Source organism: Acetobacter oeni (assembly GCF_011516825.1).
Lineage (GTDB): Bacteria > Pseudomonadota > Alphaproteobacteria > Acetobacterales > Acetobacteraceae > Acetobacter > Acetobacter oeni.
The window spans coordinates 36,968-63,784 of the sequence record NZ_WOTA01000020.1 but is presented as its reverse complement, the minus strand read 5'-3'; the positions used below and the strand labels follow the sequence as shown (position 1 = coordinate 63,784).

Here is a 26,817-nt window from a genome sequence, read left to right as displayed (position 1 = left end):
CTCCAATGTTGTAAAAACGACATATAACCACAAACTGTGGATATACAATTGACGCACTCTTAATCGTGAGTCAATGTGCTGAAAGTAAATAATTACAGTATAAAATAGTAATATGGTGGGATGTATGAGCGCCTGTTCAGCAGCGGATATCGGGCAAGTGGGTTCGGATGTCGAAAAACGGTTTCAGGAGGTTTTTCAGCGCATAGAGGAAGGGGCCGTTGAGCGCGAACGAAGCCGGACGCTTGCTTTTGAGCCGGTAAAATGGTTGCGCGAGACCGGTTTTCTGAAACTTCGGGTGCCACAGGAGCAGGGTGGCGCGGGACTTTCGATTCCTGAAACAGTTTCCCTGCTCGTCAGTCTCGCCGCAGCTGATTCCAATATTCCACAGATTATACGGGCACACTTCGCGTTTGTTGAGGAGGAGCGGCAAAGAGTGAGGAAATCCGATGATCCGCTTTCGGCCAGCTGGCTGGAACGGATTGCGGAAGGCGCGCTTTTTGGAGCGGCAATGGCAGAACTGTCGGCCAGCACATCGACGGAAACGAATCTGACGCGGACTGATGGTGGCTGGAGCCTGAACGGACGGAAATATTATTCGACCGGATCGCTTTATGCTGACTGGATTGCCGTTATTGCGATGGACGGCGATGACCGGGTCAGGGTCGCTGTTCCGGTCAATGCTTCTGGCGTAACACGCATTGATGACTGGGACGGTTTCGGGCAGAGGCTAACGGGTAGCGGAACGACCGTGTTTGAGGATGTGCCTGTTCAGGAGTGGCAGATCTATCACCGTAACACAGGAGACGATTTTCCAATCAATCGTTTTCTACTCGCATATTATCAGACATTTCATCTTGCAACGCTTGCGGGGATTGCTCGTGCGATTTTGCGCGACACGGTCGATTTTGTTCAGCCTCGAAGCCGGACATTCGGGGTCCCGGGGAAAACAAGCCCCCGTCATGATCCGCTGGTGCAGGGTATTGTCGGTCGTCTGTCGAGTCTTGCCTTTGCTTCAGAAGCGTTGGTGGGCCGGGTCGCGCAGACGCTGGACCGGGCCGCGGCGCTGCGCGAAGCGGGCGAAGATGATGAGGAACTGTCATTTCAGGCAGAACTGGAAGCTTACCATGCCCAGCAGGTGCTGCTGCCTCTGGTGCTTGAGGCCGCGACATCGCTTTTCGAAGTGGGAGGGGCTTCAGCGACGAGTGAGAAGCTTAAACTTGATCGGCACTGGCGGAATGCACGTGTGCTGGCATCGCATAATCCCGCCGTGCAGCGTGCGAGGGAACTGGGCGATTGGCGACTGAACGGAGTTCAGCCGGGCGAGGTCTGGCGACAGGGAGTTATCCGGGAGCGCGAAGTAAACATGATTTTGAAACAACAAACGAAAAGTTCATAATATGTTGGACGTTATTGGAGGTCCGGCCAGCTTACGAAAGAGTAATCCGGATATGATCAGAACTATCTTTTCTGCAGTGTCTACCTCAAAAATTATCCGCCCTTGAAGGGACATTTGCGATCGTGACGAGGCTTCGTGTAACGGCAACGGCTTCTTCAGAAGAGTTGCGGGTGCAAGCCTGGGCATGGCAGCATCAGTCCTCTCGCCTTCGAAGCTCGGGTGGCATAACAAGACCCCAGACCAGCACAAAACCGTCACAAGTCTACCGTCGCTTCAGCGAGTGGCGTAATGCCGATGTTTTCAGACGGATTTTTGATGCCCTGTCCGGTGAGCCCGATATGGAATATGCGATGGCCGATGCGACGATTGTAAAGGTTCATCGCCACGGCCTGGGCGCAAAAGGGGGCTCAGAGCCAGGCCCTTGGGCGCTCGAGAGGCGGCATGACGACGAAGATTCTCGCATTGACAGATGTTCTGGACAATCTGGGACACTTTCGCCTGATGCCGGGACAGCGCCATGATAGTGTCGAGGTGTCTCCTCTGATTGAAGGGATGACGTTCGACGCCTTCATTGCGGACAAGGCATTTGACAGCAATGTTCTCATTGCCGATCTCAACGAATACAGCGCTAAAGTCGTTATTTCCTAACACCCGAGGCGGCGTCAGCCACTCGCGTTGGATCGGGAAATGTATACATGGCACCACCTGATCGAGAACTTCTTTCGCAAGCTCAGGGAGTTCAGGCGTGTCGCCATGCGCGCCGACAAAAACTTCAGCACAAGGATCTATCTCGCAGTAGCCGTCATCCATTCACGATGGATCCCTGCAAACTTTAATGCTGAGACAGCAAAAACACTTCACTCACTGGCTTTTCTCCTTACCAGCCTGTGAATTACTCATTGCGCTTAATTCAACGGGTTAACAGGTTTTGAACCCAATTGTTTCTCTATGACAAGCTCCCTTGATCACCGATTACTTTCTTTGCCTTCCGCATCATGCTGCTATTTGGTACGAAAGGGCGGATTCCTGCCATCGGACACGTGAATTAATGGTTGTTTGCTGTATCGCCCGACATCCGTCCGTCACAGTGCGCCCCGGCATCTGTTATGGTCATCTCGATGTTCCGCTGGCGGAAAAATGGGAGGATTTTGCCGCACGTCTGATCAGAGCCCTTCGTCAGACCGGTGTCACCCGGCTCTATGCGTCTCCTCTCTCCCGCTGTCGTATCCCGGCAGAATATAGTGCGGCAATCGCTGGAATCTCAGTCTGTCTTGATCCCCGTCTGGCCGAACTTGATTTCGGCACATGGGAAGGACAGCTCTGGAACGATATGCCGCGTGCGGAACTGGATCGGTGGGCAGCAGACCTGATGGATTTTGCTCCTCCAGAGGGCGAAAGCGGCCGGGTATTGTGCGAACGGGTCACGGCATTTCATGCTGATCTGCCATCGGAAGAGACCTGTGCGATCTTGTCGCATGGCGGTCCTCTGCGTGTCCTTCAATCACTTGTCGAAGGGCGCGCGCCAGACCTCTCACGACCGGCTCTTCCATCGGGAGAGATTCTGACGTTCAGCCCCGTGACGCAACCAGAAGCAGCAGAACAGCCAGTTCGGACAGAACGACCGTCGCGCCGAGTGTATCGCCTGTAAATCCCCCGAGAGTGCGTTGTAAGAGACGGCGCATGACAAGGGTAACGAGCAGGGCGGCCACGCTGGCGCCGGCCAGTGTCGCGGACGGAACGAGAAACACGCCGGCTCCCAGCGCAACCAGACTAGCCAGCCAGAGCGGCAGGCGGGGCAGGGGGAGAAGGGCTGCCGCAAGCCCATCTTTTCGCGCAGGCGGAGTGGTGGTGAGCAGCACGAGGAGGGAGGCGCGGGATATCATTCCGGAAAATGCTATTGCAGGAATTAATATATAAGGTGCGAGCGCGGCGATACAGGCGGTGCGCAAAGTGACACAGGTGAACAGAGCCAGGGCACCGTAGGTTCCAATCCGGCTGTCGCGCATGATGGCGAGGCGCTTGTTCATCGTGCTGCCGCCACCAAGTCCGTCTGCCGTATCGGCCAGCCCGTCTTCATGGAGGCCGCCGGTCAGCAGCAACTGTCCCATGACGCCGCAAAGGGCCGCGATGAACGGCGGCAGCCCAATGCACAGCCCCCCGGTCGTGAGAAGAGCCGTGAACGTTCCGATAGCCGCGCCGATCAAAGGCCAGAGCCAGACCGAGCGGCTCAGGCAGACCGGCCCGGCATGTTTTTCCAGCCAGCCGAGCGGCAGGCGCGTGAACAACCCTGCAGCCGCCAGCAGGTCAGCGGCCAGATTGCGGAAGAGGCAGTTGTCAGATGCCAATGCCGGCCTCGGCAAAGCTGTGCATTCCCGTGTGGCAGGCCAGTGCCCCACGCAGCAAAGGGACGGCCAGTGCCGCGCCAGAGGCTTCGCCCAGTCGGAGCCCGAAATCGAGCAGCGGGGCCTGTCCAAGCGCCGCTGCCAGTCGGGCATGGCCTGGTTCGGCGGAGGAATGTGCGATACGGCAATGGGCCAGCCCGTCCGGATGCAGGCGGAACAGGGGGGCTGCGGCGGCCGTGCAGACAAACCCGTCCAGCAGCACGGGAATACCATGTTTCCGCGCTGCGAGGATGGCGCCCATGATGGCGGCCAGTTCATGACCACCCAGACAGCGGGCAATCTCAAGCGGCTCTGCCATGGTGCTGTAGTGGTAAGCTAGGCCAGCTCCCAGTGCAGCGATTTTTCGCTCCATACCTGCCGCGTCGCTGCCAGCGCCGGGGCCGACCCAGCAGCTGGTGTTGCCGCCGAACAGAGCGGCGGCCAGCGCCGAAGCGGTGGTGGTGTTGCCAATTCCCATTTCCCCCAGACAGACCAGATCAGCCTGCGGATCGACAGCACTGAAACCGGTATTGACGATGCGAAGAAAGGTGTCCGGCGTCATGGCGGGCTCTTTTGTGAAGTCGCCTGTCGGACGAAGGTCTTCCAGTTCGATCACATCGAGACGCGCCTGGGCATTTTGGGCCAACTGGTTGATGGCGGCACCACCGTTGCGGAAATTGTGGGTCATCAACCCCGTTACTTCGGCTGGCCACGCGGACACCCCCTGCGCCACGACACCATGGTTGCCAGCGAAGACCAGACATTGCACATGTTCGAGAGTGGGTGGCGCGCGGTGCTGCCAGTGTGCCAGCCAGGCGACAAGCTCTTCAAGTCGACCGAGGCTGCCCGCCGGTTTGGTCAGTTGGGCATCCCGTTCGCTGACGGCCCGGGCGGCGTCCTCATCGGCAGGACGCGGGGAAAGGCAGGCGCGACGGAGTGCTTCAGGATCGGGAAAGGGCGAGCGGGTCATGAGCAGGGACATGCCGCGTCCGGAGGAAGAGAGCAATGATTGAACTGGTTCTGGGCGGAGCACGCTCCGGGAAAAGCCGCTACGCGGAATCGGTCGTGTGCCGACAGCCGGGACCTTGGATTTATGTTGCGACCGGCCGTGCGTGGGATGAGGAAATGCGCGCGCGGATCGCGCGGCATCAGCTGGAGCGCGGCGCGGGGTGGCTGACGGTGGAAGAACCGGTCGCGTTGTCACAGGTCTTGCGGGACGTGGGCGAGAAACCTGTGCTGGTTGATTGCCTGACGCTCTGGCTGAGCAATCTTTTGCTGGAGGAACATAATATTCCCGAGGCGACGCATACTTTGCTGGAGGTACTGACCGCCCGACAGGGGCTCACGGTGCTGGTCGGCAACGAAGTGGGGCTTGGTATTGTGCCGGACAATGCTCTGGCTCGCCGCTTTCGTGACGAGGCGGGCTGGCTGCATCAGAAAATCGCGGCGGTGGCGGACAGGGTCGTCCTGACGGTCGCGGGTTTTCCGCTGGTTGCGAAGCCGGCGGGAGGAAAGGGAACAGTATGACAGAGATGGACGAGAACGCGCGTCATCGCGAAAAGATGGCGAAGCGCAAGGCGGTTCAGGATCGCGAGGTCGCTTCCAAAACCGAGACGCGGGGGTTGCTTGCCGTCCATACGGGTGCAGGCAAGGGCAAGTCCACCGCCGCCTTCGGACTGGCGCTGCGTATGCTTGGCCGGGGCAAAAAGGTGGTGGTGATCCAGTTCATCAAGGGCGCATGGGATACGGGGGAGCGTCATGCGCTCGAACGGTTTGGCGACCAGGTGACGTGGCATGCGCTGGGTGAAGGTTTCACCTGGGAAACGCAGGATCGGGAACGTGACATCGCCGCGTGCGAACGGGCCTGGGATATAGCGAAACAGGCTTTACAGTCCGAGGATATCGCGCTCGTCATTCTGGACGAACTCAACATTGCCCTGCGTTACGATTACCTCGCGCTGGACCGCGTGCTGACGGATATCGCTGCCCGGTCTGCTGGTCAGCATGTCTGGGTGACGGGCCGCAACGCGAAACCAGCGCTGATCGAGGCAGCGGACATGGTCACGGAGATGATGCCGGTGAAGCATCACTTCAAGGCGGGCGTCCGGGCGCAGGAAGGAATCGAATTCTGAAAGGTGATACCCGGATGCTGTGACATCTGTTTTCTCAACAGGTTCATGGCAGGTCTCCTGCCTCAGGGACCACCGGGAGCGCCCCAGCCTTTCTTTTTCATCGATTCGCACGGAACCATCAGCTTATTTTCCTATAACGAGGTCAGGGAAGCCGCATCAATATGTCACGTGGATGAATCGATCTCCTGCTGCCGGCAGAAGGCCCAAAGGAGGCAGGAACATACGTCTGTCCATTGACAGGCAGGGTGCTGGAATTAAGGTGTATCACAGGAAAACAGGGGAAGTCGGTGAAACTCCGACGCGGTCGCGCCACTGTAATTCCACCGTGTCCTGCGCGATGGAGAGCCAGACCTCCGTTGTTCCATTGTCCCATCCCGGAGCGCGGTTTTCCGAACGGAGCCTGTTATGAGCCACGGTTTTTCTTCATCTTTTCCTGCCTCTTCCACTGTGCCGGACGCCATTCCCCTGCGCGCTCTTGTGCCTTGGGCAGTCTTCGGTCTCCTTCTGGCTGCGATGATGTTGTATTTCGTGGGGGCTGAGCAGGGTGCCACGTCGCTGATAGCGGGACATGCGGTGCATGAATTCGTGCATGACGGACGCCATCTGCTGGGTTTTCCCTGCCACTGATTTTCGGAATTTCCTGATGGCTGGACGCCTTCTCGCTCGCGGTATGATCGCGGGTGTTCTCGCCGCCTGTCTGGCGTTTCTCTTCGCGCGCGTGTTCGGGGAGCCGCAGGTCAACCTGTCCATCGCCTTTGAAAGCGCGAGGGACGCGATGGCCGGAATGCACGACGAGCCCGAACTTGTCAGCCGCGCGGTGCAGGCCTCGTTCGGGCTTTTCACGGCTGCCACACTCTATGGCGCGGCGTATGGCGGAATTTTCGCGATTGCCTTTGCGTTTGCTTATGGGCGCATGGGCCGGATCTCGCCACGTGCGTTGGCGATGCTGCTGGCAGGCGCGGGATTTCTGACATTTGTGCTGATCCCCGATCTGAAATATCCGCCCAATCCTCCTGCGGTGGGACAGCCGGGGACCATAGGGCTGCGCACTGCAACGTATTTCGAGATGATCACGCTGTCATTGTGCGTGATGGCGGTTTCCATTCTGGTGGGCCGTCGGCTGGCGCAGCGTTTTGGGGCCTGGAACGGTGCATTGTGCGGAGGCGGTCTGTTCGTTGTTCTGGTGGCGCTGGTGCAGAGCGCTCTGCCAGATATCAACGAGGTGCCGGCGAATTTCCCCGCCGTCGTTCTCTGGCGTTTCCGCGAGGCCGCCATCGGGATGCAGGTTGTTCTGTGGGGAGGGCTGGGACTGATCTTCGGACCGATGGCCTCGGCTGTCCTGATATCCGCAAAGAGTGGGCAGCGTAGGATCTAGCGGCTTTCAGCCAGCCGTCCGGACGTTTCTGGCATGGCGTCGCGACTGCTCAGTGGTGCACCCACAAGGGAAACCCGCCAGCCTGTATGGCGGGACATCGCGCTACGGGTTGAGGGCGGCACGTCCAGATGGTGCCGCATGTCCACTCCGCCACCAAGGGCATGTATCAGCATCATCCGGATAATCGTCGGTCGTGCGATGACGATAAGGTCGCCCGTCCCGGCCGGTAATGCCTCCAGCCAGCGGCCGGCACGGTCGAGCATCATCCGGTTGCTTTCGCCGTCCGGCGCGGCGTGATCCGGATCCATGATCCATCGGGAGATGTCCTCTGGCGAAAGGTCACGGAGCGGGCGTCCGTGCCACTGTCCGTGATCACGGTCGCGCAGGGCCGTCTCGCGCACAAGAGGCCTCTCGGCATCGGACTCGACATCCGTCAGATCGACGTCCGGAGCGGCGATCACCGGATAACGGAGCCGTGTTTCCCGCAGCCATGCGAGAATGGAGCTGTCCTGGCTGGCCACGCTGTCGCGAGCGGGGATGATGCCGCGTCTCGTCTCGTCCGGCACACCGGACGCAAGGGCGAGGATTTTCGTGCCCCCAGGTTTTATGGGGTTCCGTTGCGCGTATTCCTCAGTCATCCGTATGCGCTCCAGGAGACAACGGCGCCTGTTGCCGCCACTCTGCCAGTACTGCTTCCAGACGTTGCCACGCCTCTTCGGCTCCGGGCAGACCGAGACGCAGGCTGTCGGATTCTGTGCTGAACAAACGGGTGATGATCCCGTGGCGGCACAGATGGGTCCACAGATCCGTTGCGCGGTCCGTCCGGACAAGGGTGAACAGACTTGCCTGCCCCTCGCTGCGCAGTCCTGTCCTGTCCAGAAGCCCGACAAGGCGGTTCTTCGCCTGAGACGCGGTGAGGCGGGCACGGTCCAGCCATTCCCTGTCACGCAGCGCCTGCCCGCCGACGGCAAGGGCCAGTGTGCTGACGGGCCAGGCACCGACAAGGTTGCGCGCCTGTTCCGCCGTTTCCGGAGAGGCCAGCAGAAATCCGAGCCGCACGCCGGGCAATCCCCAGGTCTTGCCGAATGAACGCAGGATGATCAGACCCGGATGCGGCAGGACCGGTATGAGGCTTTCCGCGTCGAAATCGGCAAAAGCCTCATCCACGACAAGATGGTTGCCGTGTGACGCACACAGGTCCGCAAGTTCCCGTAGCTGCGTCGCGGGGAGAATGCGTCCGTCCGGGTTGTTGGGGTTGCACAGGATGCAGGCCGTACTCTCCCGTGCGGCTTCCCGCATGAAACTGGCGAGGTCGGAAACATGTTGCAGGGTGGCTCCGGCCTGTTGCCATGAGGTTGCATGACCGGAATAGGTTGGCTCCCACAGGCAGGCGCGCGGGGCGGGCACAAGACGGGGCAGGAGGGAGATCAGGCTCTGGCTGCCGGGACCAGTCGCGATCATGTCCGGGGCGGCAGCGCCATAGGCGATAGCGGCGGCCTCCCGCAGGGCGTGGTCGTCCTCTTCCTCGGGCAGGCGGGTCAGGCTCCCGGGAGGTGGCATGCGTAGCGGATAGGCGTCCGGATTGATACCGGTGGACAGGTCGATGAACGGGCGGGTGGCATCGGGAAAATGGCGCATGATCGCGCTGACCTGCCCCCCATGCGCAGGGATGAGGGGAGGGCGAAGGGAGGAGGGAGAAGACGCGCTGCGTGTCACCCGGTCCGCGTGTCCTTCGGCAGTCCCCGCGCATGTTGTCTTCCGGATATCGTGGGTGCCGCTCATCGGAGTTTCTGTGATCCCTTCACCACGGGTGGACACCGTCGCAGCAGATAGATGTCCATGATCCAGCCATGGCGGGCACGTGCTTCGGCACGGGTGGCCACAATCCGCGGGCCTGTCTGTGCGAGCGGTCCGGAGAGCAGGACCTGCTCGCTCATGCCGACATAGGCGCCCCAGTAAATGGTGACGTTGTCGGGAGCGACATGCTGAAACGAGCATTCTCCATCAAGCATGATCACCAGCGTCTCGACGCCTCGCGGCCAGCCATGGTCGCGCAACTGGCGGCCGGTGGTGACGAGAAACGGTGCGCCGACCGCGTTGAGCGTGATGGTGTGGGCGGCCGCCAGCATGTTCAGTGACATGATCCCGGGAATGCTACGCACCGAGGGCACAGGAGTGAGCCGGGAGGCAATACGCAAGGTGCTGTCATAGAGGGCCGGATCGCCCCAGACGAGCAGCGCGACGGTGCCGCCTCGTGGCAGGTGGGTGCGGATCGCGTCCGTCCACACTGTGGCGACGGCATCGTGCCACTGTGTAACTCCCCTGTGATACTCAGGATCGGTCGTGTTGCGGCGCGGCATGTCAAATTCGGCGACACGGATCGCCGGGTTGGTGAGAACCTGCGCGCAGATGATACGGCGGAGGTCGGCAAGTTCGCTCTTGTCGTCGCCCTTGCGCGGTATCAGGATCAGGTCCGCCGCGTTGAGTTCGCGCATGGCCTGCAGGGTAAGATGTTCGGGATTTCCCGTGCCGATGCCGACAAGAACCAGATCGATCATGGTCGGCCTCCACCCGGTTGCCCATTCAGCGCGCCGTAGAGGATGAGTGCCGGCGCGCTGCTGTGGTGGGTGGCGAGCATTCCGGCCAGTTCGGCGACCGTGGTGTACAGAAGACGCTGTTCCGGGTGGCTTACCGCCTCGGCCAGAAGAGCGGGGGTGTCACCCGGCAGTCCGGCAGCGAGCAGGCGCGCGGCCAGCTTCGGAAAGGTGCGCTTCCCCATGAAGACAGCCGTTGTGGCGTCCGGATCGGCTAGTGCCGCCATGTTCAGCTCTTCGGGCAGATCCCCGGTGACATCGTGGCCGGTCACGAACTGGACACGGCGGGAGGTCAGCCGGCGGCTGAGCGGGATGCCAGCGGCTGCGGCCGCGGCACAGGCGGACGGCACGCCAGGGATGATCTCGTAACCGATACCGGCGGCCTCCAGTGCCGTGATTTCCTCTTCCAGCCGACCGAAAATGCCCGCGTCACCGGATTTCAGGCGGACAACACGCGCGCCGGTCGTCGCATAATCCATCATCAGGCGGTTGATGCTGTCCTGCCGGGGCGACGGTCGGCCAGCCCGTTTGCCGACGCTGATGACATCCGCATCGGAACGGGCGTGGGCGAGGACAGGTCCTGAGGACAGGTCGTCGAACAGGATGACGTCGGCGGCCTGCAGGCGCGCCACGGCCTTTAGCGTCAGAAGTTCGGGATCGCCTGGACCGGAGGAGACGAAGGAGACAAAGCCGCTCATGTCGCGGGCGCGATCAGGTGAAAGAAGGTGCCGGTGGCCCGGCCACGCCGCGATCCGGCTTCGGAGACGCGGGTGCCATTGGCGTCGAGGGTGTGCGCAAGCATTTCGTCACGCTGCCGGGTGATGGTGGCGTAATGGAATTCATGCCCACGCAGCTGCTGCCCTGCGTCATATCCGGGAATCGGCGCGTGAAGCGTGGCCAGCCGGTAGCCCAGGTGTATGCGCCTCTGCGCGAAGGAGGTTTCCAGCCCCAGCAGGCCTGCCATGGCATGCCGGATGCCCTGTGCGTCGACCAGTCCCACGCCCATCGCCATGTAGCCGCCGCACTCGCCATGCACCGGCTTGTGCGCGGCGAAGCGTTGCAGGCCATCGCGGAAACGATGGGCGGCGGCGAGCGTGCCGGCATGAAGTTCAGGATAGCCACCGGGAATCCAGCAGGCATCGGCGTCCGGAGCGGGAGCTTCGTCGGCAAGCGGCGAGAAGGGCACGATTTCCGCCCCCGCCGTGCGCCATCCCTCAAGCAAATGCGGGTACACGAACGAAAAGGCGGCATCGCGGGCTAGTGCTACACGATTGCCGGGCGGCGGTAACGCCATCGCCGGAGCCCGGGCACCGACGGAGCCGGCGGCCAGCGTCACGATCTCATCAATATTCGTATGCGCGGTGATGAAAATGCCAAGATCGTCCAGCAGCGCGGCAAGCTGCGGCTGTTCTTCGGCCTGCACCAGACCAAGATGCCGTTCGGGCAGGGTCATGGTCGCGCGTCGGGGCAGGGCGCCCAGTACGCGTATGCCAGCATCCTTCATGCCCGTGCGGATCAGCGCTTCGTGGCGCGGGCTGGCGACGCGGTTGAGAATCACGCCAGCCAGCCGCACCCCGGATGACAGCGTGGCGAAGCCATGGGCGATGGCGGCGGCCGACTGGGCCTGGCCGGACACATCCAGCACCAGCACGACCGGCCATCCCGTCAGCGCTGCCAGATCCGCGCTCGATCCGTTCCCGGTCTCGCCTGCCGACGCCACGCCATCAAACAGCCCCATCGAACCCTCGGCAATGATCAGATCCGCATCCGTCCGCGCTCCGATCAGACCCGCGATCCGTTCCTCCGACATGGCCCATGTATCGAGATTGACCGACGGACGCCCCGATGCGGCCGAATGAAACGCCGGATCGATGTAATCGGGACCATTCTTGAACGGCTGCACCGTCAACCCGTGCGCGCGCAGGGCGGCCAGAAGTCCCAGCGTGACCATGGTCTTGCCCGCGCCGGAAGCCGGGGCGGAAATGATAAGACCGGGACAGATCGTTTCAGGACTCTTCATTCGGCCTCATCCGGAAAGCGGGGCATGGTGCCGACAGGACGGAAACGGCGGTCATAATCGCCGGCGTAAAGGCGGCTTTCCGCAAAGTCGCTGGCTCCGAGCGCACGTCCAACCAGAATCAGCGCGGTACGTTCCAGTTCGCTGGCCAGCGCGGCTTCCAGCGTGCCGAGTGTCGCGTGGACGATGCGCTCGTCCGGCCAGCTGGCGCGCCACACTACGGCAACAGGGCAATCGGCCCCATAATGCAGGGTCAGTTCGGCAAGGACGCGGTCCAGCACATGGATCGACAGATGGATCGCCAGTGTCGCACCGGTTGTGGCGAAGGCAGCAAGGGTTTCGCCGGGTGGCATGGGGGTGGCGCGGCCCGATGTGCGTGTCAACACGACCGACTGCGCAACACCCGGCAGAGTCAGTTCCGCACCCAGCGCGGCGGCAGCGGCGGCGAAGGACGGCACGCCGGGCGTTATGTCATAGGGAATGCCCAGCGCGCGCAGGCGGCGCAGTTGTTCCCCCATGGCGGACCACACCGACAGGTCGCCCGAATGCAGCCGCGCGACATCCTGGCCCGCGTCATGCGCTGCCACGATCTCGACGACGATCGCGTCAAGCGACAGTGGCGCTGTGTTGACGATGCGCGCGCCGGGGGGGCAGTGGTCGAGCAGCGCATCCGGCACCAGAGATCCGGCATAAAGGCAGACAGGACTTGCCGCGATCAGATTTCGTCCACGCAAGGTGATGAGATCCGGCGCACCCGGTCCGGCGCCGATGAAGTGAACGGTCATTCGCTGGTCCTCCTCGCGTTTCTGGCAATCGCCGCCACCGCCATTCCGTCGGATGAGACCGCGCGTGGCGCAAGCAGACATGCGCCCGGTCCGGCCGCGACCAGAGCCGCCGCCTCGGCAATGCTGCCGGTTCCGTAACCGGCCATGACACGGTGGGAACGGGTTGGCGTGCTGACATGTTCCAGTGTTTCACGCGCCAGTCCGTGGATGGGCAGGCCAAGTTCCCGTGCCAGTGCCTGTAAGGCGGGTGAAGAGGCTTTTTCCGTGATCGTGGCCAGGGCGTCGAGCTCTCTGCCCCCACCCGCCGCCGCAAGGGCATCGCGGAGAGAGGCAAGGCTGGCAGTGCGCCGGAAGCCGAAACCCGCGATCCGCAGGGGATTTTTCAGAAGCCCGGAGGGGAGGGGATGACGGCCGGGATCGCCTGTCATGGGGCTTTCTGTCATCGTGTCACACTCCATTGCACGACCGGCCGCGCAGGCCGCCAGCCGCGCATCGCTCCCAGCGGAGCGGCGGTTGCCAGTTCGATGCGCAACAGTTCGCCCCCTTTCTGCCCATGCCATGTGGCCAGCAATGCTTCGGTCTCCAGTGTGACGCCGTTGGCGACGATCCGGACGCCGGGTGGCAGCACGGTCCACAGACGATCCAGCAGCGCCTGATCGGCGCCTCCTCCAATGAAAACGGCATCAGGCCGGGGCAGGTGGGCCAGAACCGCCGTAGTGTCGCCCTCCACCACCTTGAGGATGTGCTCCAGACCCAGGGCCTGTGCATTGGCGCGTATGGTCGTGGCGCGGTCAGTACGGCGTTCGACCGCGATGGCCTGTCCACCACTCAGGCACCACTCCGCCGAGACCGATCCCGATCCCGCCCCAAGATCCCACAGGATTTCGCCGTGCCGCGGCGCAAGGGTGGCGAGGGTGAGCGCGCGGACCGGACGTTTGGTGATCTGTCCGTCATGGAGGAATGTGGCGTCGGGAAGGCCCGGGGCCCGGCCCGATCCCGGTGGCCCTGACAGGGCGATGGCGACGGCAACCGGGGCGGCGACATCCGTGAAGGCGAAATCGGTTGCGACAACGTGGCGGATGCGCTCGCCTGGGCCGCCCAGCGCCTCCATGACGTAGAGCGTGGAAGCGCCGAATCCCTGTGTGACCAGCCAGTGCGCCAGCGTGGTTACGGCCTGTCCGTCACGCAGCAGGCAGATCGCTCGCCTGTTCGCGTTCAGCGTCGGGACCAGCCGTTCCAGCGGCGCTGCGTGCAGCCCGAGGCAGATCACCTGCTCCAGTGGCCAGCCCAGCCGGTTCGCCACCAGCGAAAAGGTCGAGGGCGCCGGATGGGCCACCCACTCGCCCGGAGTGAGCCGGGCCGCAAGGCTGGTCCCCGCGCCGAACCAGAACGGATCACCCGAGGCCACCACCACTACCCTGCGCCCACGCTCGGCAAGCACAGGTGCGACTGAGAAGGGCACCGGCCAGACACGACCCCTGTCGCCGGCGTCCGCCAGCGCAAGATGGCGTGGGCCACCGAAAATCACCTCCGCACGGGCCAGATCGGCATGGCGTGCGGCGGTCAAACCTGCCATGCCGTCTTCACCAATGCCGATGATCACAAGCCAGGGTTCAACAGGGGAGTCAGCCATGAGACGCGTCCTTCTGCTGGGCGGTACTACCGAAGCCAGCCAGATGGCACGTGTTCTGGCCGAAGCCGGGGTGGATGCCATCTTTTCCTATGCCGGCAGGACCGCGTCGCCTGCTTCTCAGCCCCTGCCGGTCCGGGTCGGTGGGTTTGGCGGGGTGGAGGGACTGGTGGCGTATCTGCACACGGCGGGAATCAGCCACGTGATCGACGCCACCCACCCCTTCGCCGCCCGGATGAGCTGCAATGCCGTTGAAGCCTGTGCGGTCGCAGGACTCCCGCTGCTGGCGTTCGAGCGGCCACCCTGGAGGCCGGAAAAAGGCGATGACTGGTGCAGGGTTGCCGATATGGCAGGGGCGGTCGCCGCATTGCCCGATGCACCGGCCCGCGTGTTCCTCGCGATTGGCCGGCAGTCGCTCGACGCGTTCCTGGCCTGTCCCCGGCATGACTATCTGCTGCGTCTGGTCGATCCGCCCCGCGCTGTTCTGCCGCTGCCTCGCGCGACCGTGATCGTTGCGCGCGGGCCGTTCACACGGGAGGGCGATATGGCCCTGATGCAGGCGCACGGTATCACCCATGTCGTGGCCAAGAATGCTGGCGGCATGGGTGCGCGGGCCAAGCTGGAGGCCGCGCGCGCGCGGGGTCTGCCGGTCATTCTGATTGATCGGCCCGTGGTGCCCCCACGCCCGGTGGCACGCACCACTGAAGCCGTTATGATCTGGCTCGGAGGCGATGTGGCCGCTCATCCCGCCTGCCTCGGGGTGTAAACATACCGTCCGACCCGGCGTGTGGCGGTGTTTCCCACCAGCACCACGGTGCGCATGTCCGCCATTTCGGCGCGGGCTTCAGCCAGTGTCGTCACATTGATCCGTTCCTCTGGCGTGGTCACGGCGCGGGCGAAGGTAATCAGCCGCTCAGGTTCGCATTCCTCGCGCAGGATTTCCAGCACGCGGACAAACTGGTGCGGGCGACTGGCTGAGCGCGGGTTGTAGAAGGCCATGGCGAAATCCGCCTGCGCGGCAAGGCGCAGACGCCGTTCGACCATGTCCCAGGGTTTCAGGTTGTCCGACAGGTTGATTGTGCAGAAATCATGGCCCAGTGGTGAGCCGACACGCGCGGCGGCGGCCAGCATGGCCGTGATGCCGGGCAGGATCTGGACGGTCACGGACACCAGATGCGGTGTCTGCTCCATCGCTTCGAACACGGCAGAGGCCATGGCGAACACACCGGGGTCACCCGACGAGACGACGACAACTCTCCGTCCGTCCGCCGCCAGTTCCAGCGCGTGGGTCGCCCGCGCCAGTTCCGCCCGATTGTCCGTGGCGTGTAGTGTCAGGCCTTCCCGGACGGGGATGCGCGCCACATAGGGGATATAGCCGACAACGTCGGTCGCCCCGGCCAGCGCGAGGGACACCTCCGGCGTGATCAGCGCCTCGCCGCCGGGACCGAGGCCGGCGACGACCAGCATGCCGCTCATGGTTCGTCTCCCTGTGCCCTTTCGGGGCGGCGGCCATGCCCGTGGACCAGCACGATTGCGAAATAGGGGCAGTCGTCATCGTGGGCTTCGGCAAGCCGGATCACACGCTGACCGGGCATCGTGCCGCGCTCAATCAGCCACGCCTCCTCCAGCCGCCCCGTGAGGGCGAGGGCACTCCGCACCCTGGGCAGGTTCCGGCCGGTTTTCATCACGACCAGCGCGTCGGTCGCCTGCATGTGCCGTATCAGTTCGGCTTCCGGCATCGTGCCGGTCAGCACGGTCAGCACGTCATCGCCCCAGGTGATGGGGATGCCGGTGACATTCCAGCAACCGGTCATACCGGTCATACCGGGGACGACCTCCAGCGCGACGTGTCCTTGCAGCCGTGTGTGAAGATGCATGAAGGAGCCGTAGAAGAACGGATCACCCTCACACAGCACCACGACGTCCTGAGTGCGTGCCAGATCGGTCAGACGGGCAGCCCATGAATCGTAAAAGCCTGCCAGTGCGTCGCGGTAGGCGGGGCTGTCCACCGGCAGTTCAGTGGTCACGGGATATTCCATCGGATGTTCGATAACACCGGGCGCCAGCATCCCTTCGACAATCCGCCGTGCCTGTCCGGCGCGTCCGGCCTTGCGGAAATAGGCCACATGGCAGGCCGAGCGGATCAGGCGGTCGGCCCGCACGCTCATCAGTTCCGGGTCACCGGGGCCGAGGCCGGCACAGATGATTCTTCCCGATGTGGGACGTCCCTGTGCGGGACAGCCTTGTGTGACGCTGTCGGGTATAACTCTGTCGGACACGCGTCTATTCCTTCCGGCTGGCCAGCGCGTTGAGGGCCGCGACCGTGATTGCCGAACCGCCCAGCCGCCCCCGGACCGTCAGCGCGGGAACCGGGAGGGTCGCCATCAGCGCGTCCTTCGATTCCGCCGCGCCGACAAAACCGACCGGGCAACCGATGATCGCCCCCGGTCGGGGGCAGGCGGGATCTTCCAGCATATTGAGAAGATGAAACAGGGCGGTGGGCGCATTGCCGATGGCCACCACCGCGCCGGACAGGTGGGGCCGCCACAGTTCCAGCGCCGCAGCCGAGCGGGTGTTGCTCATGGCGCGGGCCAGATCGACAACACGGGGGTCGTTCAGCGTGCAGATCACCTCATTGGCGGATGGCAGGCGCGCGCGGGTGATGCCCTCGCTGACCATGCGCGCGTCGCACAGGATCGGTGCCCCGGACTCCAGCGCCGCACGGGCCACGACCGTCATGTTGGGTGAAAAGGCGATGTGCTGTTCGAGACCGACCATGCCGGCCGCATGGATCATCCTGACAGCGACGACCTCTTCCTCAGGTGTGAAACGGGCCAGATCGGCTTCCGCGCGGATGGTGGCGAAGGACATGCGGTAGATGGCCGCGCCGTCGGTTTCATAGAGATGGGGCATCGGTACCTTCTGTCAGTATCCCGGGGGTGGCCAGCAGATGTTCGGCCGTCAGGCCACGCCGGACGGGTGGGGCGGCGGCAGTGCCGTTCCGGATGAGATCGAAGCCCTGCGCGTGTGCGGCCAGAGTGAGCGCTGCCGGCCCCGGATGAGCACAACCTTTCGTGCAGCCCGAGAGGTGCAGCAGCGTTCCGGCGGGAATATGCGGCGCCAGCGCGCGCGCCAGTTTCCTCGTGGGTTGCACGCCCTGGGTGCAGGCCGGTGCCCCCGTGCAGGCGACGACGTGCAACAGGGGATCGTCCGGGCGGGTGATGATTCCGGAGATATCCGGTGCGCGTGTCTGGCCTTCGAGCAGGAGCATGCGCCATGGCGTGACGCGCAGGGGCGCGAGCGTGGCAAGGGCGGCCAGCGTGCGGGCGTGCATCTGGCCGAAGGCAAGGCCGATCATGAAGCCTGCTGTTGAAAGACCAGGGGCTGGAACGGGACTGGCTGGAAAGGGGGCGGCCCTCGTTGGCGCGGCCTCGCAGGCGGCAAAGGTGGCCGGTAGCGTCGCACCATTGGCCAGATGTGCGGCCATGCGCCCACGGCCGCCGCTGGCGACGAACCAGCGGACAAGGGTCAGCGCTGCGTCCGCCATGCTGTCCGGCGTGACCCGCGCACCACGGGCAACCCCGTCGGCGCGGCAGAGAAGGCTGCCCGTGCTGTCGCGTTCGATCCGGATATCGGCGGAAACGTCGTGCAGGACAGGTTGGGGGCCGGTATCGACGGCAAAGCCGAACTTGCCGGACAGGGTGAGTGTCCTGTCGTCCAGTAAGACACGGGACAGATGTTCGGCCAGTTCCGCCGTGTCGTCGCCGGCCTGCCAATAGGGGGTCACGACAATATTGCGTCGTGCTTCGGCCTCGGGCGTGGGGTCGATCAGGCCTAGCGCCGCGAGCCCGCTGACAAGCGGGGCATAGGTGTGGTCGGTGACGCCACGGATCTGCAGGTTCGCGCGTGCTGACAGGTCAATCAGCCCGCTGCCATGGCGCGCGGCCAGATGCGCGATGCCACTGGCCTGTGCTTGCGTCAGCCGCCCGGCGGACGGGCGAACACGGACAAGAAGCCCGTCGCCGGAGAGCATCGGGCGCAGCGCCCCCGGGCACCAGCCCTTGATGAGCGGTGTGGTCACGGCGCGTCCCGCAGGCTGGCGGCAATGGCGTTGCGGCGCGTGGTCCACAGATCGGCGGCGTCGAGCGCACGGAAGCGGTCGCGCAGGGCTGCGAGGGCACGCGGGTTTTCCTGCGCCATGAAAGTGACCAGATCGTCGCGACCCAGCGTGGCGTCGTGATAGATGTCGAAGAGATGGCCCGGCACATCGCGCGTCAGGTGCGAGAACGCGGCAAGCGTATCGAGCGTGGCGGTGATCTCCGCCGCACCGCGAAAGCCGTGTCGCATCATGCCGCTGGCCCAGTCGGGGTTGCCGGCGCGGGCGCGCACCACCCGGGCGATTTCCTCGCGCAGCAGGCGCGCACGGGGTGCGTCGGGTCGGGTGGCGTCGATGTGATAGAGCGTGGGTACCGGGCCGCCCAGTCGGGCAATGGCTGCTGCGGGTCCGCCCTCATGTGCCGCGTAGTCGGACGAAAGAAGCAGGTCGGTTTCGGAAAGGTCCTGCACATGCGCCACACTGTCCGTGGTGCGGAGGCGGCTTTCCAGTGCGTCGCGATCCCGCCGGATGTCGCCCCCCGCGCCGATCGCCCATTCCGAGGCGCTGAGCCATGCTTCTCCAGCGGCAGCGCGGCCCTCGTCGCTGTATTCTTCCAGCGCCGTGCCCATGCCAATCCCGTAATGGCCGGGCCGTGGCCCGAAGACCCGTGGCCCCCGCGTTCTGTAGGGGTTGTCCTCCAGCGGTTCGTCCCGTTCCGCCAGCGCGGCGGCGGCGGCCTCGAACATTTGGGCCATGCCGGGAAACACATCGCGGAACAGGCCCGAGACCCGAAGTGTCACGTCGATGCGCGGACGGTTCAGAAGGACGGGAGGGAGGATTTCGAAACCGCACACGCGCTCCGAGCCCGAATCCCATTGTGGGGCCAGTCCGGCCAGATGCAGGGCCATGGCGAATTCTTCGCCTGCGGTGCGCATGGTGGCCGATCCCCACAGATCGACGATCAGGCCGCGTGGCCAGTCACCATGATCCTGCAAATGGCGGCGCAGCAGTTCCTCGGCCAGCCGTACGCCCTGTGCATGGGCGACCCGGCTGGGTACGGCGCGGGGATCGACGGCGTAGAGATTCCGTCCTGTCGGCAGTACATCGGCCTGTCCGCGCTGGGGGGAGCCTGCCGGACCGGGCAGCACCCGGCGACTGGACAGGGCTGTCAGCAGTCCTTCACGCTCCCCGGCTCCCTGACCGTAGATATGCAGGCCATCGCCGAACTGGCTTTCCTTGATGTCGCAGACGAAGCGGTCAATCCGCACGATGGCTTCCGCAGCCCCGGCATCCTGCGGGATACCCAGATCCTGTTCGACACCGACGGCCTGTGCCTCCGCGCGGATCGCCCCGATCAGCCGGTCGCGGCGGGCAGGATCGAGCCCCTCGGCTGTGGAATATTCGTCGAGCAGCCTTTCCAGGCGCAACATGCCGTCAGGCACGGCGCTGGCCCGCTGCGGGGGCGGCAGATGGCCCAGCGTGACCGCGCCGATCCGGCGCTTGGCCTGCGCCGCTTCCCCAGGATCGTTGACGATGAAGGGATAGATGACGGGCAGGTCGCCGGACAGGGCCTCGGGCCAGCATGTGGCGGACAGGGCAACCGCCTTGCCCGGCAGCCACTCCAGCGTACCGTGTGCCCCGACATGCACCAGTGCGTGAACATGCTGCTCTCTCAGCCACAGATAGAAGGCGACGTAGGCGTGCCGGGGGGTGCGGGAGAGGTCATGATAATCCCCCTCGCGCTGGCACACCTCGCCGCGTTCCGGTTGCAGGGCCACCAGCATCGCCCCCCGCCGGAGGGCGGGAAAGTGGAAAGCCCCGTTCCGTACCAGCGGATCGGCTTCCGGCTTGCCCCATGCATCTTGCAGCGCCTTCTGTAAGGCCGCTGGCAGTCGCGTGAGAGCGGCGCGATAGGCCTCAAGCGGCCAGCTCTGGCGGGTGGTCATCAGTGCATCGGCCAGAGGCTCGGTGGCTGACGACACAGCGTGACCGTTTCGGGCGAGGTCGGTCAGGATGGCTTCCGTCGAGGCCAGAGCATCCAGCCCTACGGCGTGCGCCATCTGGTCGGGGCGGCCGGGATAGGTGGAGAGGACGATCACCAGTTTGCGTGCGCAGGTGGGCGTGGTGCCCAGACGATGCCATGCCGCCACGCGGTCTGCCACGGCGGCAACCCGATCAGGGACGGGCTGGTGTATCTGCCGGGAGAACTGAAGCTGCGGATCACGTTCATTCGTCGACTTGAAGCTGATCACGCCCGCGAACACGCGACCGTCCACTTCGGGTAGCACGACATGCATGGCCAGATCAGCCGGCGACAGACCACGTTCCGCCGTGGCCCAGTCCCGGTGCCGCGCGGTGGAGAGGGCGACCTGAAAGACCGGGCAGCCCGTGGCGTCGAGTGGCGTTGTACCGTCCTCGCCACGAGCGGAAAAGGCGGTGGCGTTGATCACCAGTGCGGCGTTAGCATCGCGCAGGGCCTGCCGGACCCAGCGTGCCGCTTCGGGGACTTTCAGCGACGGAGTGAACAGCCCGACGGCCCGAAAGCCACGTTCACGCATGGCATGGATCAGGGCGTCGATCGGGCCGGTATCCGCTGCCGTCAGGTAGGCGCGGTAGAAAGTGACCACGGCCAGCGGCGCATCGCCTTCGGGCACCGGTGCGCCGCCACCCTGATCAGGATCGTACCACCCACATTCGGGAAGGATCTTCAGCCCGGTCACCGGCGTGGCATCAAGGCCGGATGCCAGCGCCAGTTGCGCCAGCGCCGCGCGTGCCGCTACAGCGCCGCCGCTGTCGCACAGGGCCGCCAGGCGTTGCAGGGTGGATGTCGGGACGGTGGAGAGTTCGCTGAGACGCGCGTCCTCGCGCCCGTCAGCGGGCAGCACGGCCAAAGCGATGCCGGTCCGCCGGGCGACCTGATGCAGCTGCGTCAGGCCGTAAGGCCAGTAATTAACCCCGCCGATCAGCCGGATCAGGATTCCTCTCGCCTGTGCCAGCGTGGCCTCGACATAGGTGTCGATCGACAGCGGATGCCGCAGGGCCGCCAGATTGGCCAGCCGCAGGGAGGGCAGGGTACCCTCCGCCGCGTGCCATCCCGCCGCGAAAGCACCGAGGTCGCTATCGGAGAAGGACAGCACCACGAGATCGGCCGGACTCTGCCCGAGATCAACGGGTGTGTCCGTTTCCTCAAGACCGTGGCTTTCACGGAAGACCACGTGCATTGCGGTTTATCCCTTCAGTGTCGTCTGGGCCACCAGCACCGCATGGATCGCCTCGGCATCGACGTGATCGTGCTCCGCAATCACCACCAGACGGGTCTGGCGTGGCTGCGCTCCCCACGGGCGATCGTACTGGGTCCGCACCCGTTCGCCTACGGCCTGAAGCAGCATCCGCATGGGCTTTCCGCTAATGGCGACATAGCCTTTCACACGCAGGATCTTCTGCTCGCGGGCAAGGGTGCGGACCGCCTCGGCCAGCGTTTCCGGATCAGCGATTTCGGGCAGGTCGAGGACGATACTGTCGAAATCCTCATGTTCATGGTCATCATGACCGTCATGATGCGAGGGACGGGCGGCCAGGTCGTTTTCCGCCGCCGCACCCAGTCCGAGGATGATCTGCGGATCGATCACACCATCACGCATCGGCAGGATCGGCAGGGAGCGGGGCGCGGTTTCGGCAATCATGGCGCGCGCGCGGTCAAGGTACGCCTCATCCACAAGATCGGCCTTGGACAGCAGCACGATGTCGGCGCAGGACAGTTGATCCTCGAATACTTCGGCCAGTGGTGTATCGTGATCCAGACTGTCATCGGCCAGCCTCTGCGCGTCCACGGCGGCCGGATCGGGGGCGAAACGTCCTTCGGCCACCGCCTCGGCGTCGGCGAGGGTGATGACACCGTCAACCGTGATGCGTGATCGGATGCCGGGCCAGTCGAAGGCCTTGAGCAGCGGTTTGGGCAGTGCGAGGCCAGACGTTTCGATCAGGATATGGTCCGGTCGCTGTGGCAGCGCCATCAGCCGTTCGATGGTGGGTATGAAATCATCAGCCACGGTGCAGCAGATGCAGCCGTTCGCCAGTTCGACGATGTTCTCCGCCGGACAGTTCGCGTCGGCGCAGGATCTGAGGATGTCTCCGTCCACGCCAAGCGTGCCGAATTCATTGACCAGCACCGCCAGACGCTTCCCCTGTGGGTGCGTCATCAGGTGACGGATGAGCGTGGTCTTGCCGGCGCCGAGAAAGCCGGTGATGACGGTGACAGGAATTTTCGCGAGATCGGGTCGGCCCGCATCGGGCTGGGGGATCCGGGCTGTTTCGGTCATGTCAGCGCTCCTGTGGGGGAAGACGGGCAAGGCTCTGCTTGCGAAAAATCTGCGGGCGCTCGCGCCACGGGACCAGCCCGTCGGAGGTGGTCGCATAGGCCATGGCGCCGGCCAGAATGTCGGGTGCGTCGCCTTCATTGAGGCGTCCATAGACGTAGCTCCAGCAGCCCGGCGCGCTCAGGGCCACCGTGCAGCCGTTGCTGCACGCGGACAGGCATTCCACTGGCGCGATGGTGAGGCCGTCAGGCGCGGCCTGGTCTGTCAGTGCGGTGTAGAGGCGAGCACCCGGGATGGGCTGTCCCTCCACAACCGGCTCACCCGCGCGGCAGGTTATGCAGACAAAGAGTGTCGCGTTCATGTCCCAGTCCTGTTCCGCAACCGGGGTGCCCGCGGCCATCCCCTTGCCGCGAGACGGCAGAGGGACAGGTCCAGCCGGTTGCAGCACACCCCGGCTGCCCATTGTAGCGTCCAGCTGGCAGGTCTCCCGGCTCACGGATTCAGGGTTTCCCCAACGATCGTCCACCTTCCCGACGCTGTGTCAGTGGCCCTGGACGATCTTTCCGTTAACGGTCGCGGGGGCGGCTGTGCCTGGGTCGGCCCCTGCGGGCCAGTCTGTCACATTCCCTCTTAGCCTCTCGATAGATACATCTACGAGCGGAACCAACAGATCGGCTGTTGCGGCAACGCGTCCTGCATGTCAAGCGAAAGAGCCACCCTGTACCGGACAGGGCCGGGGCTCGTCCAGCCATGTGATGGGGACGGGTTCCGGTGAAGGGAAGAGGTTGCCGCTCCGGCTGGATAGACAGTGAAACCTCCATGTCGCAGGTCGAAACCGGGTGTGAAGACGGGAGAGCAGGACAAACGATGCGTGCGTTGATGATCCAGGGTACTGGCTCGAATGTCGGCAAATCGTTGCTGGTGGCGGGCCTGTGCCGCGCCGCCCTGCGACGGGGACTGTCGGTGGCGCCGTTCAAGCCGCAGAACATGTCTAACAACGCAGCGGTGACCCGGGACGGCGGAGAGATCGGACGCGCGCAGGCCCTGCAGGCCCTTGCCTGCGGACGCGAACCCCACACGGACATGAATCCTGTTCTGCTGAAGCCGGAGTCCGACATGGGCGCGCAAGTGATCGTGCAGGGTCGGCACGTCGCCACGGCACGGGCGCGGGACTATGCGCGGCTCAAACCCCGGCTGCTGGCGCCTGTGCTTGAGAGTTTCGCACGGTTGCGGCGGGCAGCCGACCTTGTCATCATCGAAGGCGCGGGCAGTCCGGCCGAAGTGAACCTCCGGGCGGGAGATATTGCCAACATGGGATTTGCGCGGGCAGCGGATGTGCCCGTCATCCTGGTGGGCGACATTGATCGAGGCGGAGTCATCGCCCAGGTCGTCGGCACCAAAGTCGTGCTGGATGCCGCCGATGCTGCCCAGGTAAGCGGCTTCCTGATCAATCGTTTTCGCGGAGATCCAACTCTGTTCGATGACGGATACGCCCTGATCGGACAACGCACCGGCTGGCGTGGTTATGGTGTGGTTCCGTATTTCGCTGACGCAGCGCTGCTGCCAGCCGAGGATGCACTGGATCTGGGCCGAACGGTCGGGAGCGGCCCGTTGCAGGTGGCAGTGCCGGTCCTGTCGCGTATCGCCAATTTCGACGATCTCGATCCGCTGGCGCAGGAACCGACGGTCTCCCTTCGCATGCTCCGGCCGGGGCAGGCCTTTCCCGGCGATACTGACCTCGTCATTCTGCCGGGAACCAAATCCACCCTTGGGGATCTCGCTTGGGTGCGGGCTCAGGGTTGGGATATTGATATTCTTGCCCATGTGCGGCGTGGTGGTTATGTGCTGGGTATCTGCGGTGGCTATCAGATGCTGGGCCGGATCATCAGCGACCCGCTGGGGCTGGAGGGCGCTCCCGGCGAGGTCCCCGGACTTGGCCTGCTGGATCTTGTCACGACGATGCAGCCGAACAAGCATCTCTCCCGCGTGGACGCGATCCATGAGGCCAGTGGCACGCCGATGACGGGCTACGAGATTCATATCGGTGAAACCACGGGGGAGGCCCGTTCCCGCCCGTTTGCCTGTGTCGCGGGTACGCCGGAGGGCGCCATGTCGCCGGACGGCCGGATCATGGGCAGCTATCTCCATGGCATGTTTTCCGACGATGCGTTTCGCGCAGCGTTCCTCCGCCAGCTTGGCGCGGCCCCATCCACGTTGGCCTATGGCGCGAGAGTGGAGAAGGTTCTGGACGCGCTGGCCGATCATCTTGAAGCGCATTGCGACGTGGCCGGCCTGCTGGGCGCGGCGCGGTAGAGGCGGTCAGCGCTCTTCCCACGGGTGAGTGTGATTGTCCTGCCAGCCGGTGCGATGCAACAGGGGTTTGTCATCCTCGAATTCCGGATGGCCGAGGCAGAGATAGGCGGAAAAACGCCAGTCGGCAGGGGTATCGAAAAGCCGTTCCATGAGGACCGGATCAAGGATGGACACCATGCCCAGCCCAAGATTTTCCACCCTTGCGGCCAGCCACAGCGTATGGATCGCCATGCTTGTCGAGGCGTTCAGCGTGTCCGGCATGGACTGGCGTCCGAGCGCATGCCCCTCGGGTGGATCGGTCACGGTGAAGACGGCCAGCTGGAGCGGCGCGTTATCCAGTCCGGCGAGTTTCAGCCTCAGATAATCCTCACGCTGCTGCCCGTCATAGGTTTGGACGGCTTTGGCGTTGCAGCGGATGAAATCGGCGCGCACGGCGGCGCGCAAGGCCTGGCTGGTGACGCGAATCACGCGCCAGGGGCGGGCGTTGCCGACGGAGGGCGCAAGATCCATCGCGTCCCGCAAGCGGGTGAGGACGGGCTCGTTGATCGGGTCGGTGCGAAAATGGCGGACGTCCCGGCGCCAGCGCAGGACGCGATGCAGGGTGGCGGCTTCAGGCGCGGTGAATTTCATAGACCAGTCTTTTCAGACGGGCGCACAGTCCTGTCCAGTCGCGCCCATGCCAATCGTCTCTCATGGCCAGCCTGTCGTCAGAACGATCACGGCCAAGAGGACGGCCACTGCCGCCATGGCGCGGCGATACAGGACCAGCCCGCGCACAAGATCATCCGGGCACGGGTCTGGAGCGGCCCCGTTGAGCCATGGTTCCTCGGCCACATGATCGGCATAGGTGCGGGGTCCGGAGAGACGAATGCCGAGCGCGCCCGCAAAGGCGGCCTCGGGCCAGCCGGCATTGGGCGAGCGGTGGGAGGGGGCGTCACGCAGCATGACCCTCAGGGCTGCTGCGGGACGGCCCGAAACGAGGACGAAAAGGAGGCCCGTCAGCCGCGCCGGGATCAGATTGGCTACATCGTCGATCCGCGCTGCCGCCCAGCCAAATGCCTCATGACGCGGCGTACGATGGCCGATCATCGAATCCATTGTGTTGATCGCCTTGTAGGCGGCAATGCCAGGCAGCCCCAACAGCATCCCCCAGAACAGGGGAGCGACGATGCCATCCGAGCTGTTCTCGGCCAGACTTTCCATGGCGGCACGTGCAACGCCGGCATCATTCAGAAGCTTCGGATTGCGGCCGACGATCATGGAGACGGCCTTGCGTGCGGTGGGCAGGTCGCCCGTGGCGAGTGGCCTGGAGACTGCACATACATGGTCATGGAGCGAGCGAGCCGCCACCAGAGGCCATGCCAGTAGCCCGGTCAGAAGAATCTTTGGCCATCCGTCTGGTAAAAGCCAGGAGATTCCAAACGTCATACCGGCTGTCAGGATGATGACAAAGCCTGCAACTGCAATGCCGCAGATGCGTCGCAGGAGGCGGCTGTCCGCTTCACGATTAAGGCTGCGGTCACCTGCATTGATCATCCTGCCGACCCACGTCACCGGATGACCGATGCGCAAATACAGCCACCGGGGCCAACCAACTACAGCATCCAGAAAAAAGGCCAGCAGCATCGCGACCATATTTTCTTCCATTATCATGGAGCGTTACGGCCTGACGTCAAATGCCTGAGGAGTGGTGACAGGACATACATGCCTTTCATCAGGTTCAAGTAAAAAACGATAAAGTCTCCACTGTTCATTGCTTTTGTCTTTATTGGAATTTTTTGG

At 64.0% G+C, this 26,817-nt stretch carries 28 protein-coding genes and 2 riboswitches; of the genes, 9 read left to right on the top strand and 19 right to left on the bottom strand.

Going from position 1 to position 26,817, the window contains the following annotated elements; all coding sequences use genetic code 11:
• Positions 1-124 precede the first annotated feature (124 nt).
• From GOB90_RS13135 to GOB90_RS13125, 3 genes are all read left to right on the top strand, one after another.
• A complete protein-coding gene (locus GOB90_RS13135) occupies positions 125-1,396 on the top strand; it encodes an acyl-CoA dehydrogenase family protein (protein ID WP_146888136.1) in 1,272 nt (423 codons plus the stop codon).
• A 441-nt stretch (positions 1,397-1,837) separates the two neighbouring features.
• Complete coding sequence (locus GOB90_RS13130) at positions 1,838-2,044, top strand: hypothetical protein (RefSeq protein ID WP_146888138.1); 207 nt, start codon at positions 1,838-1,840, stop codon at positions 2,042-2,044.
• A 400-nt stretch (positions 2,045-2,444) separates the two neighbouring features.
• Positions 2,445-3,044, top strand: a complete 600-nt coding sequence (locus tag GOB90_RS13125) for a histidine phosphatase family protein (protein ID WP_146888140.1) — start codon at positions 2,445-2,447, stop codon at positions 3,042-3,044.
• Here the strand turns inward: GOB90_RS13125 and cobS are convergent.
• Both cobS and cobT read right to left on the bottom strand, forming a co-directional pair.
• Positions 2,965-3,741, bottom strand: a complete 777-nt coding sequence (gene cobS, locus GOB90_RS13120; protein WP_146888142.1) for an adenosylcobinamide-GDP ribazoletransferase — start codon at positions 3,739-3,741, stop codon at positions 2,965-2,967. The two genes, GOB90_RS13125 and cobS, sit on opposite strands and share 80 nt — an antisense overlap.
• Positions 3,731-4,759: a nicotinate-nucleotide--dimethylbenzimidazole phosphoribosyltransferase gene (cobT, locus tag GOB90_RS13115; protein ID WP_242012011.1), complete on the bottom strand. Its 1,029-nt coding sequence runs from the start codon at positions 4,757-4,759 to the stop codon at positions 3,731-3,733. Before cobT ends, cobS begins: the two co-directional genes overlap by 11 nt.
• A 23-nt stretch (positions 4,760-4,782) precedes the next feature.
• Between cobT and cobU the strand changes: the two genes are divergently transcribed.
• The 4 genes from cobU (at position 4,783) to GOB90_RS13095 (ending at position 7,284) form a co-directional block, all read left to right on the top strand.
• Positions 4,783-5,304, top strand: a complete 522-nt coding sequence (cobU, locus tag GOB90_RS13110; protein ID WP_146888149.1) for a bifunctional adenosylcobinamide kinase/adenosylcobinamide-phosphate guanylyltransferase — start codon at positions 4,783-4,785, stop codon at positions 5,302-5,304.
• Positions 5,301-5,909: a cob(I)yrinic acid a,c-diamide adenosyltransferase gene (gene cobO, locus GOB90_RS13105; protein ID WP_146888152.1), complete on the top strand. Its 609-nt coding sequence runs from the start codon at positions 5,301-5,303 to the stop codon at positions 5,907-5,909. The genes cobU and cobO overlap by 4 nt, the downstream gene beginning before the upstream one ends.
• Positions 5,910-6,148: 239 nt before the next feature.
• A riboswitch (cobalamin riboswitch) is annotated at positions 6,149-6,282 on the top strand.
• A gap of 32 nt (positions 6,283-6,314) precedes the next feature.
• Positions 6,315-6,536: a CbtB domain-containing protein gene (locus GOB90_RS13100; protein ID WP_146888154.1), complete on the top strand. Its 222-nt coding sequence runs from the start codon at positions 6,315-6,317 to the stop codon at positions 6,534-6,536.
• A gap of 16 nt (positions 6,537-6,552) precedes the next feature.
• Positions 6,553-7,284, top strand: a complete 732-nt coding sequence (locus GOB90_RS13095) for a CbtA family protein (protein WP_146888156.1) — start codon at positions 6,553-6,555, stop codon at positions 7,282-7,284.
• Here GOB90_RS13095 and GOB90_RS13090 read toward each other — a convergent pair.
• The 8 genes from GOB90_RS13090 to cbiE are packed head-to-tail and all read right to left on the bottom strand — an operon-like array spanning position 7,281 to position 14,313.
• Positions 7,281-7,922 carry a histidine phosphatase family protein gene (locus tag GOB90_RS13090; RefSeq protein ID WP_146888159.1) on the bottom strand — a complete coding sequence of 214 codons (642 nt, stop codon included), beginning with the start codon at positions 7,920-7,922 and terminating at the stop codon, positions 7,281-7,283. The genes GOB90_RS13095 and GOB90_RS13090 overlap by 4 nt on opposite strands.
• Positions 7,915-9,066: a threonine-phosphate decarboxylase CobD gene (gene cobD, locus GOB90_RS13085; RefSeq protein ID WP_146888164.1), complete on the bottom strand. Its 1,152-nt coding sequence runs from the start codon at positions 9,064-9,066 to the stop codon at positions 7,915-7,917. Before cobD ends, GOB90_RS13090 begins: the two co-directional genes overlap by 8 nt.
• Positions 9,063-9,842, bottom strand: a complete 780-nt coding sequence (gene cobF / locus GOB90_RS13080) for a precorrin-6A synthase (deacetylating) (protein ID WP_146888167.1) — start codon at positions 9,840-9,842, stop codon at positions 9,063-9,065. The genes cobD and cobF overlap by 4 nt, the downstream gene beginning before the upstream one ends.
• The gene (cobA, locus tag GOB90_RS13075) at positions 9,839-10,576 is read right to left on the bottom strand and encodes a uroporphyrinogen-III C-methyltransferase (RefSeq protein WP_146888170.1); all 738 of its coding nucleotides are present in this window, start codon (positions 10,574-10,576) and stop codon (positions 9,839-9,841) included. The genes cobF and cobA overlap by 4 nt, the downstream gene beginning before the upstream one ends.
• Positions 10,573-11,898, bottom strand: coding sequence for a cobyrinate a,c-diamide synthase (locus GOB90_RS13070; protein ID WP_146888175.1), 1,326 nt, complete (start codon positions 11,896-11,898; stop codon positions 10,573-10,575). Before GOB90_RS13070 ends, cobA begins: the two co-directional genes overlap by 4 nt.
• On the bottom strand, positions 11,895-12,680 hold the full coding sequence (gene cobM, locus GOB90_RS13065) for a precorrin-4 C(11)-methyltransferase (protein ID WP_146888179.1): 786 nt from the start codon (positions 12,678-12,680) through the stop codon (positions 11,895-11,897). Before cobM ends, GOB90_RS13070 begins: the two co-directional genes overlap by 4 nt.
• Complete coding sequence (locus GOB90_RS13060; protein ID WP_306309455.1) at positions 12,677-13,123, bottom strand: cobalamin biosynthesis protein; 447 nt, start codon at positions 13,121-13,123, stop codon at positions 12,677-12,679. Before GOB90_RS13060 ends, cobM begins: the two co-directional genes overlap by 4 nt.
• Positions 13,120-14,313 (bottom strand): precorrin-6y C5,15-methyltransferase (decarboxylating) subunit CbiE, encoded by a 1,194-nt coding sequence (gene cbiE, locus GOB90_RS13055; RefSeq protein ID WP_146888184.1) that lies wholly within the window; start codon positions 14,311-14,313, stop codon positions 13,120-13,122. The genes GOB90_RS13060 and cbiE overlap by 4 nt, the downstream gene beginning before the upstream one ends.
• Here cbiE and GOB90_RS13050 point away from each other — a divergent pair.
• The gene (locus GOB90_RS13050) at positions 14,312-15,076 is read left to right on the top strand and encodes a cobalt-precorrin-6A reductase (RefSeq protein WP_146888188.1); all 765 of its coding nucleotides are present in this window, start codon (positions 14,312-14,314) and stop codon (positions 15,074-15,076) included. The genes cbiE and GOB90_RS13050 overlap by 2 nt on opposite strands.
• Here GOB90_RS13050 and cobJ read toward each other — a convergent pair.
• From cobJ to GOB90_RS13015, 7 genes are all read right to left on the bottom strand, one after another.
• Positions 15,052-15,786 carry a precorrin-3B C(17)-methyltransferase gene (gene cobJ / locus GOB90_RS13045; protein ID WP_146888192.1) on the bottom strand — a complete coding sequence of 245 codons (735 nt, stop codon included), beginning with the start codon at positions 15,784-15,786 and terminating at the stop codon, positions 15,052-15,054. The two genes, GOB90_RS13050 and cobJ, sit on opposite strands and share 25 nt — an antisense overlap.
• Positions 15,783-16,574 (bottom strand): precorrin-2 C(20)-methyltransferase, encoded by a 792-nt coding sequence (locus GOB90_RS13040; RefSeq protein WP_146888388.1) that lies wholly within the window; start codon positions 16,572-16,574, stop codon positions 15,783-15,785. The genes cobJ and GOB90_RS13040 overlap by 4 nt, the downstream gene beginning before the upstream one ends.
• A 19-nt stretch (positions 16,575-16,593) precedes the next feature.
• Positions 16,594-17,223 (bottom strand): precorrin-8X methylmutase, encoded by a 630-nt coding sequence (locus GOB90_RS13035; RefSeq protein ID WP_146888197.1) that lies wholly within the window; start codon positions 17,221-17,223, stop codon positions 16,594-16,596.
• Positions 17,207-18,391, bottom strand: a complete 1,185-nt coding sequence (gene cobG / locus GOB90_RS13030) for a precorrin-3B synthase (protein WP_146888200.1) — start codon at positions 18,389-18,391, stop codon at positions 17,207-17,209. Before cobG ends, GOB90_RS13035 begins: the two co-directional genes overlap by 17 nt.
• The gene (gene cobN / locus GOB90_RS13025; protein WP_146888204.1) at positions 18,388-21,627 is read right to left on the bottom strand and encodes a cobaltochelatase subunit CobN; all 3,240 of its coding nucleotides are present in this window, start codon (positions 21,625-21,627) and stop codon (positions 18,388-18,390) included. The genes cobG and cobN overlap by 4 nt, the downstream gene beginning before the upstream one ends.
• A gap of 6 nt (positions 21,628-21,633) precedes the next feature.
• Entirely contained in the window at positions 21,634-22,725 is a 1,092-nt protein-coding gene (gene cobW / locus GOB90_RS13020) for a cobalamin biosynthesis protein CobW (RefSeq protein ID WP_146888208.1), read from the bottom strand.
• 1 nt (position 22,726) lies between these two features.
• On the bottom strand, positions 22,727-23,218 hold the full coding sequence (locus tag GOB90_RS13015; protein WP_261765960.1) for a DUF1636 domain-containing protein: 492 nt from the start codon (positions 23,216-23,218) through the stop codon (positions 22,727-22,729).
• Positions 23,183-23,405, bottom strand: a riboswitch (cobalamin riboswitch). It overlaps the preceding gene by 36 nt.
• Before the next feature lie 184 nt (positions 23,406-23,589).
• Between GOB90_RS13015 and GOB90_RS13010 the strand changes: the two genes are divergently transcribed.
• Entirely contained in the window at positions 23,590-25,035 is a 1,446-nt protein-coding gene (locus GOB90_RS13010) for a cobyric acid synthase (protein WP_146888391.1), read from the top strand.
• 6 nt (positions 25,036-25,041) lie between these two features.
• Here GOB90_RS13010 and bluB read toward each other — a convergent pair whose 3' ends face one another.
• Together bluB and cbiB are read right to left on the bottom strand one after the other, a co-directional pair.
• Positions 25,042-25,665: a 5,6-dimethylbenzimidazole synthase gene (bluB, locus tag GOB90_RS13005; RefSeq protein ID WP_146888214.1), complete on the bottom strand. Its 624-nt coding sequence runs from the start codon at positions 25,663-25,665 to the stop codon at positions 25,042-25,044.
• Between the two features lie 60 nt (positions 25,666-25,725).
• Positions 25,726-26,688, bottom strand: a complete 963-nt coding sequence (gene cbiB, locus GOB90_RS13000) for an adenosylcobinamide-phosphate synthase CbiB (protein WP_306309456.1) — start codon at positions 26,686-26,688, stop codon at positions 25,726-25,728.
• Positions 26,689-26,817: the final 129 nt, after the last annotated feature.